Source organism: Pseudomonas sp. TH43 (assembly GCF_016650635.1).
In the GTDB taxonomy this organism is placed as follows: domain Bacteria; phylum Pseudomonadota; class Gammaproteobacteria; order Pseudomonadales; family Pseudomonadaceae; genus Aquipseudomonas.
Genome location: NZ_JAEKFI010000002.1, coordinates 69800 through 82959, shown reverse-complemented (window position 1 = coordinate 82959; position 13160 = coordinate 69800). Strand labels below are relative to the sequence as shown.

Here is a 13160-nt window from a genome sequence, read left to right as displayed (position 1 = left end):
GGTCAGGCGAGACAAGTGTCGTCAGACACGCCGCCTTCGCGAGCAAGCTCTGCTCCTACAAAGGTCAGTGGTTGCTCATCAGGCCGTGCAGTACGCCGAGGCGCAGGCCCGGTTCGGAGGGGGCCATTTGCGAGATGCCGAAGACTTTGAATGCTGCCAGCATCAACACCAGGCCGCCGGGCAGGATGCTCTGGCGATGAGGTTGCAGGCCGGCGAGTTTCAGTTGCTGAACGTTGTTCACCTTCAGCAACAGCAATGACAAACGCAACAGCCCGGCATAGGTGATGCCACCCTTGCCGAAGTCATTGAGGTGATTGGCCTTGAGCACTTTGGCCAACATGCGCGCTGTGCCTGAGGAACCAATGGTCTGCTGCCAGCCCTGAGCCCGATAGCGCCGCGCGACTTGTTCAAATTGCAGGATGGCCACGCGTTCGGCTTCTTGCAGGGCGCCGGGAGAAATGTCGCCACCGCGGAAGAACCGCGTGCTCAAAGTGCCGCTGCCGATGGCGATGCTTTCGGTCAGCAACGGCTGCGAGCCCTGACCCAGAATCAGCTCGGTGGAACCGCCGCCGATATCGACGACCAAGCGCATATCCTCAGCGCCCGGCAAGGTGTGCGCGACACCGGCATACACCAGTCGCGCCTCTTCTTGCCCGGATATGACGTCGATTCGAAAGCCCAGATGCCGCTCGGCACTGGCCAGAAACAGCTGCGCATTGTCGGCCTCACGCACGGCGCTGGTGGCGACGGCGCGAACCCGGCCCGCCTCGAAACCACGCAATTTCTTGCCGAAGCGCGCCAACGCCTGCCAGCCACGATCGAGTGCCAACGCGTCCAGTGCGCCGCCATCAAACCCCTCGGCCAGCCGCACAGGCTCACGCAAGGTTTTCACTTCCTGGATCATGAAGCCCTTTCTGCTGCGCACCGATTGGCCGATCATCATGCGAAATGCATTCGAACCCAGGTCGATGGCGGCAAACAGCGAGGCGTCTTCTTTCATGGGAGTCCTTGCAAAACATCCGCCTCAAGGCTCAAGACGGTTTGCGAGGATTCTGCCGTTGTCTTGATGACATCCTGATGACGGGACAGGGGCGGTTCAGTGAATTGTCGGTTGTCATGACACTGTCATTATTTGGCGTCTATGCTTGGGCCAATACATCGCGTGTTCTTAAAGTTTTCGGCTGCCAGTTTTGGCAGCTTTTTTTTTGCCTGAAATTCAGTGAAATCCCTTCGGCAGCTTCTACAGGTTGTGCGTGTTTGCAATTCTGGGTGGTGGTTGGCTAATATACGATCCATATACACTTCGTATCGGATTTGAATATGGGCATCGTAAAGATTTCAGAGGACATGCACGAGAACTTGCGTATCTCCAGCAACGCCCTCAGCCGCTCGATCAACGCGCAGGCCGAGCACTGGATGCGCATCGGCATGCTCGCCGAGCTGCACCCCAACCTCGACCACAGCGCCATTTGCCGCTTGCTGATCCGCGCCGAACAGAACGGCGGGCTGGATCTGCAACAACTGACTCAGGAAGCCGTCAGCGCATGAGAAACCAGATCAAGATCAACACCCCGGCCGACATCGCCCAATCGCGCGCTGCCGGTAAACTCGCCGCCGAAGTGCTGGCGATGCTGGTGCCGCACGTCAAGGCTGGCGTCACCACCGATGAGCTGGATCGGCTGTGCAACGACTACATCGTCAATGTGCAGAAAGCCGTGCCGGCCAACGTCGGTTATCACGGTTTTCCGAAAACCGTCTGCGCGTCGGTCAATGATGTGGTCTGTCACGGCATCCCGTCGGGCACGCCGTTGAAGGATGGCGATATCGTCAACCTCGACATCGCCGTGATCAAGGACGGCTGGTTCGGCGACACCAGTCGCATGTACGTGGTCGGTGAGGCAACGCCTGAGGCGCAGCACCTGATCAAGACCACTTACGAGGCCATGTGCGCGGGTATCCGCGTGGTCAAACCGGGCGCCACCTTGGGCGATATCGGTCACGCGATCCAGACGCTGGCGGAGAAGGAAGGCTTCAGCGTGGTGCGCGAGTACTGCGGCCACGGGATCGGCAAGGTCTACCACGATGAACCGCAGATTCTGCATTACGGCTTCCCGAATCAGGGCATGAAGCTCAAGGCCGGGATGATTTTTACCGTGGAGCCGATGCTCAATGCCGGCAAGCGTCATGTGAAGAACATGCCGGATGGCTGGACCGTACTGACCAAGGATGGCTCATTGTCGGCGCAGTGGGAGCATATGGTCGCGGTGACTGAAACGGGCTTCGAAATCCTCACGGCGTGGCCGGATGAGATCGAAGGCTATCGCGCTATTGTTTGATACCGCGTCGTCTGTTCCCCTCACCCTAGCCCTCTCCCGGAGGGAGAGGGGACTGATCGAGGTGTTCTTTCGAGGTGCGTCGACGTGGGATACCGAGTCGCCCCGGATTTTGAATAGCACGAAGATCAGCTCCCTTTCCCCCTCGTCCCCCTGGGGGAGAGGGCTGGGGTGAGGGGGTAAATTCTCACGGACAACTCGCTATCAGTGAGAACCGGCAGCCTTGTTGAGGTCGCTCTCGGTCCATTCGGTGTAGACGCAGGCGTCGGCAGTGGCCCAGCGCACTTTCACCGGATCCCCTGCCTTGAGCGGCATGCCCGCCGCCGACAGTGCCTTCACCGTCATCGAAGTCCCGCCCGAAGTCACCACGCTGCACGTTTGACTCTCGCCGAGGAACAGTACTTCCACCACCTTCGCCGACACCTCATTCCAACCCGCCGCCAACGGCTCATTGAGCGCCTGCTGTGCGCTCAACGCCTGCGCTTTTTCCGGCCGCACCATCAACAGCACATCCTGATCCGTGTGCAAGCCAGCCGTCAGCCTTATCGACAACGACTGCCCTTCAAAACTCGCCGCCGCATTGCCCTGCGCCTTGAGTTTGAGGAAATTCGAATTGCCCAGAAACGACGCCACAAACGCATTCGGCGGATTCTGATAAAGGTCGTAACCGCTGCCCAAACCGACAATCTTGCCGTGACTGAAAATCGCGATGCGTTGTGATAAACGCATGGCTTCTTCCTGATCGTGGGTCACGTAAACAATGGTGATGCCCAAGCGGCGATGCAGTTGGCGCAGTTCATCCTGCAGATCTTCGCGCAGCTTTTTATCCAGCGCACCGAGCGGTTCGTCCATCAACAGAATGCGTGGCTCGTAGACCAGCGCCCGGGCAATGGCGACCCGCTGCTGCTGACCACCAGACAGTTGCGAAGGGCGGCGATGGGCGAACTGGTCAAGCTGTACCAGTTTCAGCATGGCGTCGACACGCTTGTCGCGTTCGGCAGCGGCGAGTTTGCGGATTGCCAATGGAAAGGCAATGTTGTCGCGCACCGACAGATGCGGGAACAGCGAATAACGCTGGAACACCATGCCGATGTCGCGCTTGTGCGGCGGTACGTTCACCAACGATTGGCCGTTGACCAGAATCTCGCCACTGCTCGGTGTTTCAAACCCGGCAAGCATCGACAGCGTGGTGCTTTTTCCCGAGCCGCTGGAGCCGAGGAAGGTCAGGAACTCGCCGTCCTTGATGTCCAGCGAGATGTTGTCGACGGCAGCAAAATCGCCGTAGTGCTTGTTCAGATTGCGCAGGCTGACCAGGGGTTTGTCGTTCTGCTGGGAAGCGTCTTTGATCACGGCACTCATGTCGTACTCCTGGGCGCTCAGGCGCTGATTTCGTTGCGCCGGCGCAGTGCGGCGGCGATGACCATGACCAACACAGACAAGCCGATCAGCAGCGTCGAGGCGACGGCGATCACTGGCGTCAGATCCTGGCGCAAGGTGGTCCACATTTTCACGGGAAGGGTTTGCAGGGTCGGGCTGGCCATCATCACGCTGAGCACCACTTCGTCCCACGAAACCAGAAAGGCGAAGAGGGCGCCGGCGACCATGCCCGGACGAATCGCCGGGAACGTCACCTTGAACACCGCTTGCAGGCGCGAGGCACCGCAGATCACCGCCGCGTCTTCAATCGACTGATCGAACAGCTTCAGCGAATTGATGATCGAGATGATGGTGAACGGCAGCGCGACGATCACATGGCTGACGACAAAGGCAAACATCGTTCCGGTGTAACCGAGCTTGAGAAACAGCGCGTACACCGCCACGGCGATGATCACCAGTGGCACGATCATCGGCAGGGTGAACAGACCGTAAAGCATTTCCCGGCCAGGAAAGCGTCCGCGCACCAGCGCAAACGCAGTCGGCAAACCGAGGGCCACGGCGCAGATTGTCGTCAGTATGGCAACCTTGAGGCTGGCGGCTGCGGCGTTCATCCAGTCAGGATTGGAGAAGAACTGGCCGTACCATTTCAGCGTCCAGCCCGGTGGCGGAAACACCAGCCACTGTGATGAACCGAACGACAGCAGCACGATGAAAACGATCGGCAACAGCAGGAACAAACCGATCAGCCCGGTGGTGGCGTAGAGGCCGAAGCGCATGCGCCGGCTCATCGCGTTGGGAGTCAGGAGCATGTCGGCTTACCTCGCGTTACTGGCGCCAACCGGGGATTCCGGCTGAAGCTTCAGGTAGAAGTAGAACAGCACCAAAGTGATCGCGATCAGCAACGCGGCGCCGGCACTCGCCAGGCCCCAGTTGAGGAACGATTGCACCTGCTGAATGATGAACTCGGGCAGCATCATGTTCTGCGCCCCGCCGAGCAGCGCCGGGGTCACGTAGTAACCGAGCGACATCACGAACACCATCAACCCGCCGGACGCCAGGCCTGGCCGGCACAGCGGCAGGAACACCCGGAAGAAGTTGGTCCACGGACTGGCGCCGCAGATCGAGCCGGCTTGCAGAATCATCGGGTCGATGGCCTGCATGGTCGCCTGCAACGGCAGCACGATGAACGGGATCATGATGTAGCTCATGCCGATTACCACGCCGGTCAGGTTGTGCACCATTTCCAGCGGCTGATCGATGATGCCCATCGCCATCAAGGCCTTGTTGATCACGCCCGACGCTTGCAGCAGCACCAGCCATGAATAGGTGCGGGCGAGCAGGCTGGTCCACATCGACAGCAGCACGATGTTGAGGATCCAGCGACCCCAGCCGCGCGGCACCAATGTGATCGCCCAGGCCAGCGGAAAGCCCAGCAGCAGGCTGAACAGCGTCACCAGGCCGGCCACCGAAAAGGTGTTGAGCAGCACGCGGGCATACGCCGAGTTGGCGAACAGTTGTTCATAGTTGCCAAGGCCAGGCGTCGGTTCGAGCACGCCGCGCAACAGCAGGCCAATCAACGGCGCGAGAAAGAACAGGCCGATGAACAACAGCGCCGGGACGAGGTTGCCGGCGCCGCGCCAGCGTTGTCTGAGGGACGGGGCTTGCTGCATCGCAACCGCCTGTGTTCCGTGGGCCGAACCGGCAGCGCTGGTCGCGCTCCCGGTGGCAGTGGAGGGACGGGACGCGATGGCTGCCATTTTCATTTGACCAGCCATTCGTTCCACCGTGTCGCGATGGCCTGGCCATTTTTGGCCCAGTACGCGAAATCAAGAGTGATCTGATCCTTAGCGTAGGCAGTCGGCAGGTTCGGGGCCAGCACCGAGTCCAGGCGCGCGACACTGTCGACGTTGACCGGGGCGTAGGCGGTCAGGTTGGAGAAGTCGGCCTGGCCTTTGGCGCTGCTGGCATTGGCCAGGAACTTCATCGCCGCGTCCTTGTTTTTCGAGCCCTTTGGAATCACCAGAATGTCGGCCATGACCAGGTTCTGCTTCCAGCTCACGCCGACCGGGGCGCCGTCTTCTTGCAGGGCGTGAATGCGACCGTTCCAGAACTGGCCCATGCTCGCTTCACCGGACGCCAGCAACTGCTGCGACTGCGCGCCGCCGCCCCACCAGACGATGTCTTTCTTGATGGTGTCGAGTTTCTTGAAGGCACGATCCAGATCCAGCGGGTAGAGCTTGTCGGCCGCTACGCCGTCGGCCAGCAGCGCCAGTTCGAGCACGCCAGGGCTTGGCCATTTGTAGAGGGCGCGTTTGCCGGGATAGGTTTTGGTGTCGAACAGGGCGCTCCAGTCCTGCGGCTTGTTGGCGCCGAGTTTGCCCTCGTTGTAGCCAAGGACGAAGGAGAAGAAGAACGAGCCGACGCCGTAGTCGCTGACGAAACGCGGGTCGATCTTGTCGCGCGGGATGACTTTGAAATCGAGGGGTTCGAGCAGGCCTTCAGCCGCGGCGCGCAGGGCGAAGTCGGCTTCGACATCGACCACGTCCCACTGCACGTTACCGCTCTCGACCATGGCTTTGAGTTTGCCGTAGTCGGTCGGGCCGTCCTGCACGACGGTGATGCCGCTGGCCTTGCTGAACGGATCGGCCCAAGCCTGTTTCTGCGCATCCTGGGTGCTACCGCCCCAGCTGACGAAGTTCACGCTTTCGGCAGCCATTGCAGCCTGGCCGGTGACGCTGAGCAGTCCCGCAAAAAAGATCGCGGTTGCAGCTTTGTTCAACACCATTTTTACGCCCTCATTGTTGTGTTTTTGAGCGGGCTTGCATTGTTGCCCGCCTGACGGGAGCAGTAGCTGGACGTTCGTTGGAGCGTCCGGTCTATGGAATATCATATTATGGTATTCCAAGCTTTGTGCAAGCACTTTGCCTTACCGGTTATCTGGCAGACGCGTTTTTTGGCTTTCACCGAAAATGTGCAGTGGATGAAACTGTGGCGAGGGGATTTATCCCCGTTGGGCGGCGGAGCAGCCCTGAAAGCAGAAAAGGCGATATTCCAGACGGATCGCTTTCGCAGGATTAGGGGCCAGCTACGCTGGCCAACGGGGATAAATCCCCTCGCCACAGGGGATCACTCGTAACGGTTATTCGGTGAAGGGGATGCTTTCGACCACTTCCAGGTCATAGCCGGTCAGGCCGGCGTATTTCAGCGGTGGGCCGAGATGGCGGAGTTTGCCAACGCCGAGGTTCTGCAGAATCTGCGCCCCAGTCCCCACCTCCGAATAAATCCGCGACTGCGAGCGGCTGAACTGTCGTGGCGGCTGGGTCAGTTGCGGCACTCGCTCCAGCAATGCCTGCGATGACTCATGATTGGCCAGCACCACCACAACCCCATGCCCTTCAGCGGCCACCCGTTGCAGCGCCGCCCACAGCGTCCAGTTCGTCGGCCCGCTGTACTCGGCGCCGACCAGATCACGCAGCGGGTCGATCACATGCACGCGCACCAACGTCGGCTCTTCACGGCGCAGATCGCCCATGACCATCGCCATGTGCACGCCGCCCTCGATGCGATCCTCAAACGTGATCAAACGGAACGTGCCGTGCACTGTCGGCAGCTCGCGTTCGCCAATTCGCTCGATGGTGTGTTCAGTGCTCAAGCGGTAGTGGATCAGGTCGGCAATGGTGCCGATCTTGATCCCGTGCTTGCGAGCGAACACTTCCAGGTCTGGGCGACGAGCCATGGTGCCGTCGTCATTCATCACTTCGACAATCACCGAGGCGGGGGTGAAACCGGCGAGGCGCGCCAGATCACAACCCGCTTCGGTATGGCCGGCACGAGTCAGCACGCCACCTTCCTTGGCACGCAACGGAAAGATATGACCCGGCTGCACCAGGTCTTCAGCGCGCGCATCTTTTGCTACGGCGGCCGCAACCGTACAGGCGCGGTCGGCAGCGGAAATACCGGTGGTTACGCCAACCGCTGCTTCAATCGACACAGTAAACGCGGTGCTGAACACGCTGCCATTGGCCGGCACCATTTGCTCCAGGCCCAAACGCTGGCAATGGTCGTCGGTCAGCGTCAGGCAAATCAGCCCGCGCGCTTCACGGGCCATGAAGCTGATTGCCTCGGGCGTGCAACGGTCGGCGGCCAGCAACAGGTCGCCCTCGTTTTCGCGGTCTTCGTCATCGACCAGCAGAACCATTTTGCCGAGGCGGTAATCTTCGATAATTTCTTCGATGCTGTTGAAGGCCATGCTGGACTCTCAGGGTTCGTTGGAAATATATTGGTATACCATAATACAAAATCAACAAAGAGGTCACTATGAAGGCGTACTGGATTGCTCATGTGGATATAGCCGATGCCGATCACTACAGCCAATACACCCAGCGCGCGCCGGCGGCGTTCGCCGAGTTCGGCGCGAAGTTTCTGGCCAGAGGCGGGCGCAGCGAAGCGATGGAAGGGCGCGAGACGCCGCAACGCAGCGTGGTGATCGAGTTCGAGAGCTACGAAAAAGCGGTGGCGTGCTACCACTCGGCGGCGTACCAGGAAGCGAAAAGCTACCGCGAGGAATGGGCAAAGGCGCAGATCGTCATCGTCGAGGGCATCGCCCCTATCTAACAGACACCGCAGAACCCCTGTAGGAGTGAGCCTGCTCGCGATAGCGTTTCATCAGTCAACATCATCACGACTGACCCACCGCTATCGCGAGCAGGCTCACTCCTACAAAGAGCGGACTGCGTTTTCAGCGGATAAAGTGAATCTTGCCGCTGTCGTCGTTGCCCATGTAGATCCCGTAAATCCCAGCCTGGCGCTCTTCGATATAGCGCTCGAGAATCTGCCGGATCGCCGGGTAATAGATCTGCTCCCACGGGATGTCTTCGGGGGCGAAGAATTTGTAATCCAGGGTCTCGGGCCCGTACTGCCCGGTGATCTCCAACGCGATGGCGCGGAAGATGATGTAGACCTCGCTGATCTTCGGCACGCTGAAGATCGAATACGGCGAAACGATTTCCGCGCGCACGCCGCTTTCTTCCCAGACTTCACGGATGGCCGCTTGCTCGGTGGTTTCGCCGCTTTCCATGAAACCGGCCGGCAACGTCCAGGTGCCCGGGCGCGGTGGGATCGCCCGTTGGCACAGCAGATATTTGCCGTCCTGCTCGATGATGCAGCCGGCAATGATCTTCGGATTGATGTAGTGGATGTAGCCGCAGCCGCGGCACATCAGGCGCTCGTGCGTATCGCCCGCCGGTATCTGCTGACCGAGGTCAGGGCCACCGCATTTCGGGCAATAGCTCGGGCTGAACATATCAGTGACCTATACGGGGTTCTTTCAAGGCGATCGGCAGGGTGATCGGCGGGGTAGCCCCGGTCTCTTCCTGCTTGCGCTTGAGGTAATCGAGAGCAACGGCAGCCGCCGCGCGAACGTGATCAACACAGGCCTGATGCGCCGCCAGCGGATCACCGCTCTTGATCGCCGCGACCATTTTTTCCATTTCCTGATTACTGGCGCCGCGACGGTTTTCCTGAGAAACCGAAGTCGCGCGCAAGTAGCTGATGCGCGCCTGCAACTGACGCAGCTGAGTCGCCGCGACATGGTTGCCCGAACCTTCCAGCAGTACGTCGTAGAAGCCCTGCACCGAGTCGATCACCTGTTGCAGTTCGCCGTCCTTGAGTGCCTTGCGGTTCTCGTCGAGGGCCTTCTCCAGGGCTTTGATGTCCTTGGCTTTGGCGCGCAGGGTGAACAGCTGAACGATCAGGCCTTCAAGCACACAACGCAGTTCGTAGATGTCGACGGCGTCGGCGAGGGTGATGATCGCCACGCGCGGGCCCTTGGCGTCGGCGAATTCCACCAGGCCTTCGGATTCGAGGTGACGCAAGGCTTCGCGCACCGAAGTACGGCTGACGCCCAGGCGATCGCACAGATCGCGCTCGACCAGACGATCTCCTGGCATAAGCTGGAAATTCATGATCGCGCTACGCAGTTTATCCAGCACGATTTCGCGCAGGGTAACGGGGTTGCGATTGACCTTGAAGCTGTCGTCGAGTGGCTGGCGTTTCATGGGGTCCGCTCTTTACTGTGGCTGTCCATGCCAGACGGGCATCAAAACAGCCGAGGGGTTAACTGGAGGCCTCGGCGTCGGCTTCGGCGAAGGCTTCACGGGCGAGCCGGAAACTGTCCACGGCCGCCGGGACGCCGCAATAAATGCCGACCTGAAGCAGAATTTCGCGTATTTGCTCACGACTCAGGCCGTTACGCAAGGCGCCGCGCACATGCAGCTTGAGTTCGTGCGGACGGTTGAGCGCCGAGATCATCGCCAGGTTGATCATGCTGCGCTCCTTGAGCGACAAGCCTTCACGACCCCAGACATGACCCCAGCAGTATTCAGTGACCATTTCCTGCAGGGGGCGGGTGAAGTCGTCGGCGTTCTCCATCGAGCGTTGCACATAGGCTTCGCCCAATACCTGAGTGCGGATCTTCAGGCCTTTCTCATACTTCTCGTTACTCATATTCTTTGCCTCACCTCAATCCCTGTGGGAGCTGGCTTGCCAGCGATAGCGGTGGTTCAGTCAGCATTGATGTTGAATGTTCCGACGTCATCGCTGGCAAGCCAGCTCCCACAGGGTTTTGCATTGTTCTCTCAAGCAAGGGTTGGCAACGGGCCGAGCTTGCCTTTGTGGTAGATCATCGGCGTCACCGGTTGCTCGGGCAGGATCAGATTCTTCACCGCGCCAACAATGATCGCGTGATCACCACCATCGTATTCACGCCACAACTCGCATTCGATGATCGCCGTCGCCTTGGCCAGGATCGGGTTACCGAGTTCGCTCAAATGCCACTCGATACTCTTGGCCTTGTCCTTGCCTTTACCCGCGAAGGCATAGGCTTCGGCGGTCTGGTCGGCGGACAGCAAATGGATCGCGAATTTCTTGCTGTCGCGCAGTACCGGGTATGTGTCGGAAGCGTAGTTGGGGCAGAACAGCACCAGCGCCGGGTCAATCGACAGCGCGCTGAAGGCACTGGCGGTAATGCCGACGATGCCGCCGTCCGGGTCAAGCGTCGTAACCACCGTGACGCCGGACGGGAACGAGCTCATGACGTCTTTGTAAATGCCGGGTTCGATCATTTCGCAGGACTCCTAGCGCATCACAAACGGATCAGGCATGGGTGCCTGAGAAAGGTTGATCCACACCGTTTTCAGTTCGGTGTAGGCCAGCACCGAGTCGATGCCGCTTTCGCGTCCATAGCCACTGTTCTTGAAGCCGCCGATCGGCGCCATTGCCGACACCGCACGGTAGGTGTTGACCCAGATGATCCCCGAACGCACGTCGCGCGCGAGGCGATGGGCGCGACCGAGGTCGCGGGTCCAGATGCCGGCGGCGAGGCCGAACTGCGAGTCGTTGGCGATCGCCAGGGCTTCGGCTTCATCTTTGAAACGGATCACCGAAGCTACCGGGCCGAAGACTTCTTCCTGCATGATCTTCATCGAATTACGGTCGCATTCGAACAGCGTCGGCTCGTAGAACCAGCCTTCGCCGAGACCCGTCGGGCGCTTGCCGCCAGTACGCAAACGCGCACCTTCAGCGATGGCATCAGCGACAAGACCTTCGACCACCGCCAGTTGCTGCGCGGTGGCCATCGGGCCCATTTCGCTGGCGTCTTCCTGCGGGTTGCCGATGCGAATGCGCTGGGCGCGCTCGACCAGCCGATTGACGAATTCGTCGTAGATTTCGTCCTGCACCAACAGGCGCGAACCCGACACACAGCTTTGACCTGAGGCCGCGTAGATCCCGGCAATCGCGCCGTTGATCGCACTGTCCAGATCGGCATCGGCGAAGATGATGTTCGGCGACTTGCCGCCCAGTTCCAGCGACAGTTTGGCGAAGTTCTCGGCGCTGCTGCGCACCACATGCCGCGCGGTCGCTGCACCGCCAGTGAAGGCGATCTTGCGGATCAGCGGATGGCGGGTGAGGGCAGCGCCAGTACTCGGGCCGTAACCGGTGACGACGTTGACCACGCCCGGCGGAATCCCGGCCTCGAGGGCCAAACGCGCCAGCTCAAGAATGGTCGCCGAGGCGTGTTCGGACGGTTTGATCACAATCGTATTGCCGGCGGCGAGGGCCGGGGCGAGTTTGATCGCGGTCAGGTACAGCGGGCTGTTCCACGGAATGATCGCGGCGACCACGCCCATCGCTTCGTGCACGGTGTAGGCGAACAGGTCGGGCTTATCCAGCGGCAGCGTGCCGCCTTCGAGCTTGTCGGCGAGACCTGCGGTGTAGTGAAAGAATTCCGGCAGATAGCTGACCTGACCACGGGTCTCGCGGATCAGCTTGCCATTGTCGCGGCTTTCCAGCTGCGCCAGGTGTTCCTTGTTCTCGGCAATCAGATCACCGAGACGGCGCAGCAGTTTGCCGCGCGCGGTGGCGGTCAAGCCGCGCCATGCCGGGCTGTCGAAAGCGCTTTGTGCCGATTGCACGGCGCGTTCGACATCTGCTTCATCGGCGTCGGGCAATTCCGCCCATGCCTGAGCGGACGCCGGGTTGAGGCTTTCGAAGGTCTTGCCGGAGAGGGCGTCGACCCATTCTCCGCCGATGCACATCTGGAAGCGTGCGAGTGTCATGCAACGATCCCCTTTATATGGTTTTGTCGGGAGTGTGCGAATTGGAGAAATTCCAGCAACGTCTGATTGACCAGGCGCGGCGACTCTACCGGCATCATATGCCGTTGCTCGGGCAGCACGGCAACCTTCGCGCCGGGGATGCGCCAGGCCAGTTGCTCGGCCATTTCCGGGGTCGAACCGGGGTCGAGTTCGCCGGTAGCGATCAGCGTCGGCGCCTGAATGCTGCCCAGGTCGTCGGCGCGGTACATGTCTTGGGTGGCGAACAGTTCGTAGGTGGTCAGATAGCCTTGCGGATCATTGCCGGCCAGGGTCTGGCGGATCGCAGCGATCTGCGCTGGATTGGCAGCTTGATATTCGCGACTGAACCAGCGCGACAACGCCGCTTCGGCATTGGCGTCCGGGCCGTGTTCGGCGGCCTGCGCCGTACGCGCGATGACACCGGCACGCTGTTCTTTGCTTCGGTTGAACACACTGTTCAACACCACCAGGCTTTGCAGGCGCTCCGGGTAATGCAAGGCGAATGCCCGCGCTACCAGCCCGCCCATGGAGAAGCCGATCACTGCGGCCTGCGGCAGATTGAGATGATCGAGCAGCTCCAGCAATTGATCGGCATAACCGAGCAGGTCGGTGCCACTGGCCGGTCGCGGACTGGCACCGTGGCCCAGCATGTCGTAGGCGATCACCTGGTATTGCGTGGCGAGGCCGACGATCTGGCCGCCCCACATTTCTTTGTTCAGGCCCACGCCGTGGATCAAAACCACGGGCTGGCCTTGGCCGGTCGCCAGGAAACTGGTGCCAGCCGGGGTGAGTTCAGCGGTGAGCCGAATCATGGAGC

General features: G+C 60.4%; 15 protein-coding genes. 3 read left to right on the top strand and 12 right to left on the bottom strand.

What is annotated here, in order from left to right; genetic code table 11:
• Nucleotides 1–64: 64 nt before the first annotated feature.
• Nucleotides 65–1000: a Ppx/GppA family phosphatase gene (locus tag JFT81_RS07305; RefSeq protein WP_201226738.1), complete on the bottom strand. Its 936-nt coding sequence runs from the start codon at nucleotides 998–1000 to the stop codon at nucleotides 65–67.
• Between the two features lie 320 nt (nucleotides 1001–1320).
• Between JFT81_RS07305 and JFT81_RS07295 the strand changes: the two genes are divergently transcribed.
• Both JFT81_RS07295 and map read left to right on the top strand, forming a co-directional pair.
• Nucleotides 1321–1548 (top strand): ParD-like family protein, encoded by a 228-nt coding sequence (locus tag JFT81_RS07295; protein ID WP_007918027.1) that lies wholly within the window; start codon nucleotides 1321–1323, stop codon nucleotides 1546–1548.
• Nucleotides 1545–2336, top strand: coding sequence for a type I methionyl aminopeptidase (map, locus tag JFT81_RS07290; RefSeq protein ID WP_103305742.1), 792 nt, complete (start codon nucleotides 1545–1547; stop codon nucleotides 2334–2336). The genes JFT81_RS07295 and map overlap by 4 nt, the downstream gene beginning before the upstream one ends.
• A gap of 201 nt (nucleotides 2337–2537) precedes the next feature.
• Here map and JFT81_RS07285 read toward each other — a convergent pair whose 3' ends face one another.
• The 5 genes from JFT81_RS07285 to ribBA form a co-directional block, all read right to left on the bottom strand.
• Complete coding sequence (locus tag JFT81_RS07285) at nucleotides 2538–3692, bottom strand: ABC transporter ATP-binding protein (RefSeq protein ID WP_201226736.1); 1155 nt, start codon at nucleotides 3690–3692, stop codon at nucleotides 2538–2540.
• A gap of 17 nt (nucleotides 3693–3709) precedes the next feature.
• The gene (locus tag JFT81_RS07280; protein ID WP_123533497.1) at nucleotides 3710–4519 is read right to left on the bottom strand and encodes an ABC transporter permease; all 810 of its coding nucleotides are present in this window, start codon (nucleotides 4517–4519) and stop codon (nucleotides 3710–3712) included.
• A 6-nt stretch (nucleotides 4520–4525) separates the two neighbouring features.
• Nucleotides 4526–5473: an ABC transporter permease gene (locus JFT81_RS07275; RefSeq protein ID WP_201226735.1), complete on the bottom strand. Its 948-nt coding sequence runs from the start codon at nucleotides 5471–5473 to the stop codon at nucleotides 4526–4528.
• The gene (locus tag JFT81_RS07270; protein ID WP_201226734.1) at nucleotides 5470–6495 is read right to left on the bottom strand and encodes an ABC transporter substrate-binding protein; all 1026 of its coding nucleotides are present in this window, start codon (nucleotides 6493–6495) and stop codon (nucleotides 5470–5472) included. The genes JFT81_RS07275 and JFT81_RS07270 overlap by 4 nt, the downstream gene beginning before the upstream one ends.
• Nucleotides 6496–6849: 354 nt before the next feature.
• Nucleotides 6850–7959: a bifunctional 3,4-dihydroxy-2-butanone-4-phosphate synthase/GTP cyclohydrolase II gene (gene ribBA / locus JFT81_RS07265; RefSeq protein ID WP_201226733.1), complete on the bottom strand. Its 1110-nt coding sequence runs from the start codon at nucleotides 7957–7959 to the stop codon at nucleotides 6850–6852.
• A gap of 68 nt (nucleotides 7960–8027) precedes the next feature.
• Here ribBA and JFT81_RS07260 point away from each other — a divergent pair, with 68 nt between their 5' ends.
• On the top strand, nucleotides 8028–8324 hold the full coding sequence (locus tag JFT81_RS07260) for a DUF1330 domain-containing protein (protein ID WP_201226732.1): 297 nt from the start codon (nucleotides 8028–8030) through the stop codon (nucleotides 8322–8324).
• 124 nt (nucleotides 8325–8448) lie between these two features.
• On the opposite strand, the gene JFT81_RS07255 is transcribed toward JFT81_RS07260, so the two are convergent.
• From JFT81_RS07255 to JFT81_RS07230, 6 genes are all read right to left on the bottom strand, one after another.
• Entirely contained in the window at nucleotides 8449–9012 is a 564-nt protein-coding gene (locus JFT81_RS07255; protein ID WP_201226731.1) for an NUDIX hydrolase, read from the bottom strand.
• A 1-nt stretch (nucleotide 9013) separates the two neighbouring features.
• Complete coding sequence (locus JFT81_RS07250) at nucleotides 9014–9766, bottom strand: GntR family transcriptional regulator (RefSeq protein WP_103305749.1); 753 nt, start codon at nucleotides 9764–9766, stop codon at nucleotides 9014–9016.
• Between the two features lie 58 nt (nucleotides 9767–9824).
• The gene (locus JFT81_RS07245) at nucleotides 9825–10214 is read right to left on the bottom strand and encodes a carboxymuconolactone decarboxylase family protein (protein WP_102356542.1); all 390 of its coding nucleotides are present in this window, start codon (nucleotides 10212–10214) and stop codon (nucleotides 9825–9827) included.
• A gap of 131 nt (nucleotides 10215–10345) precedes the next feature.
• Entirely contained in the window at nucleotides 10346–10831 is a 486-nt protein-coding gene (locus tag JFT81_RS07240; protein ID WP_201226730.1) for a flavin reductase family protein, read from the bottom strand.
• Between the two features lie 12 nt (nucleotides 10832–10843).
• A complete protein-coding gene (locus JFT81_RS07235) occupies nucleotides 10844–12325 on the bottom strand; it encodes an aldehyde dehydrogenase (RefSeq protein ID WP_201226729.1) in 1482 nt (493 codons plus the stop codon).
• Nucleotides 12322–13155 carry an alpha/beta fold hydrolase gene (locus tag JFT81_RS07230; protein WP_201226728.1) on the bottom strand — a complete coding sequence of 278 codons (834 nt, stop codon included), beginning with the start codon at nucleotides 13153–13155 and terminating at the stop codon, nucleotides 12322–12324. The genes JFT81_RS07235 and JFT81_RS07230 overlap by 4 nt, the downstream gene beginning before the upstream one ends.
• Between the last annotated feature and the right edge of the window lie 5 nt (nucleotides 13156–13160).

What these genes read in the sequence shown, in the direction of transcription:
- JFT81_RS07245 (WP_102356542.1), bottom strand. Translation starts at nt 10,214, where the DNA reads ATGAGTAACGAGAAGTATGAGAAAGGCCTGAAGATCCGCACTCAGGTA.
- JFT81_RS07260 (WP_201226732.1), top strand. Translation starts at nt 8,028, where the DNA reads ATGAAGGCGTACTGGATTGCTCATGTGGATATAGCCGATGCCGATCAC.
- JFT81_RS07240 (WP_201226730.1), bottom strand. Translation starts at nt 10,831, where the DNA reads ATGATCGAACCCGGCATTTACAAAGACGTCATGAGCTCGTTCCCGTCC.
- JFT81_RS07270 (WP_201226734.1), bottom strand. Translation starts at nt 6,495, where the DNA reads ATGGTGTTGAACAAAGCTGCAACCGCGATCTTTTTTGCGGGACTGCTC.
- JFT81_RS07305 (WP_201226738.1), bottom strand. Translation starts at nt 1,000, where the DNA reads ATGAAAGAAGACGCCTCGCTGTTTGCCGCCATCGACCTGGGTTCGAAT.
- JFT81_RS07235 (WP_201226729.1), bottom strand. Translation starts at nt 12,325, where the DNA reads ATGACACTCGCACGCTTCCAGATGTGCATCGGCGGAGAATGGGTCGAC.
- JFT81_RS07295 (WP_007918027.1), top strand. Translation starts at nt 1,321, where the DNA reads ATGGGCATCGTAAAGATTTCAGAGGACATGCACGAGAACTTGCGTATC.
- JFT81_RS07275 (WP_201226735.1), bottom strand. Translation starts at nt 5,473, where the DNA reads ATGAAAATGGCAGCCATCGCGTCCCGTCCCTCCACTGCCACCGGGAGC.
- JFT81_RS07285 (WP_201226736.1), bottom strand. Translation starts at nt 3,692, where the DNA reads ATGAGTGCCGTGATCAAAGACGCTTCCCAGCAGAACGACAAACCCCTG.
- map (WP_103305742.1), top strand. Translation starts at nt 1,545, where the DNA reads ATGAGAAACCAGATCAAGATCAACACCCCGGCCGACATCGCCCAATCG.
- JFT81_RS07280 (WP_123533497.1), bottom strand. Translation starts at nt 4,519, where the DNA reads ATGCTCCTGACTCCCAACGCGATGAGCCGGCGCATGCGCTTCGGCCTC.
- JFT81_RS07250 (WP_103305749.1), bottom strand. Translation starts at nt 9,766, where the DNA reads ATGAAACGCCAGCCACTCGACGACAGCTTCAAGGTCAATCGCAACCCC.
- JFT81_RS07230 (WP_201226728.1), bottom strand. Translation starts at nt 13,155, where the DNA reads ATGATTCGGCTCACCGCTGAACTCACCCCGGCTGGCACCAGTTTCCTG.
- ribBA (WP_201226733.1), bottom strand. Translation starts at nt 7,959, where the DNA reads ATGGCCTTCAACAGCATCGAAGAAATTATCGAAGATTACCGCCTCGGC.
- JFT81_RS07255 (WP_201226731.1), bottom strand. Translation starts at nt 9,012, where the DNA reads ATGTTCAGCCCGAGCTATTGCCCGAAATGCGGTGGCCCTGACCTCGGT.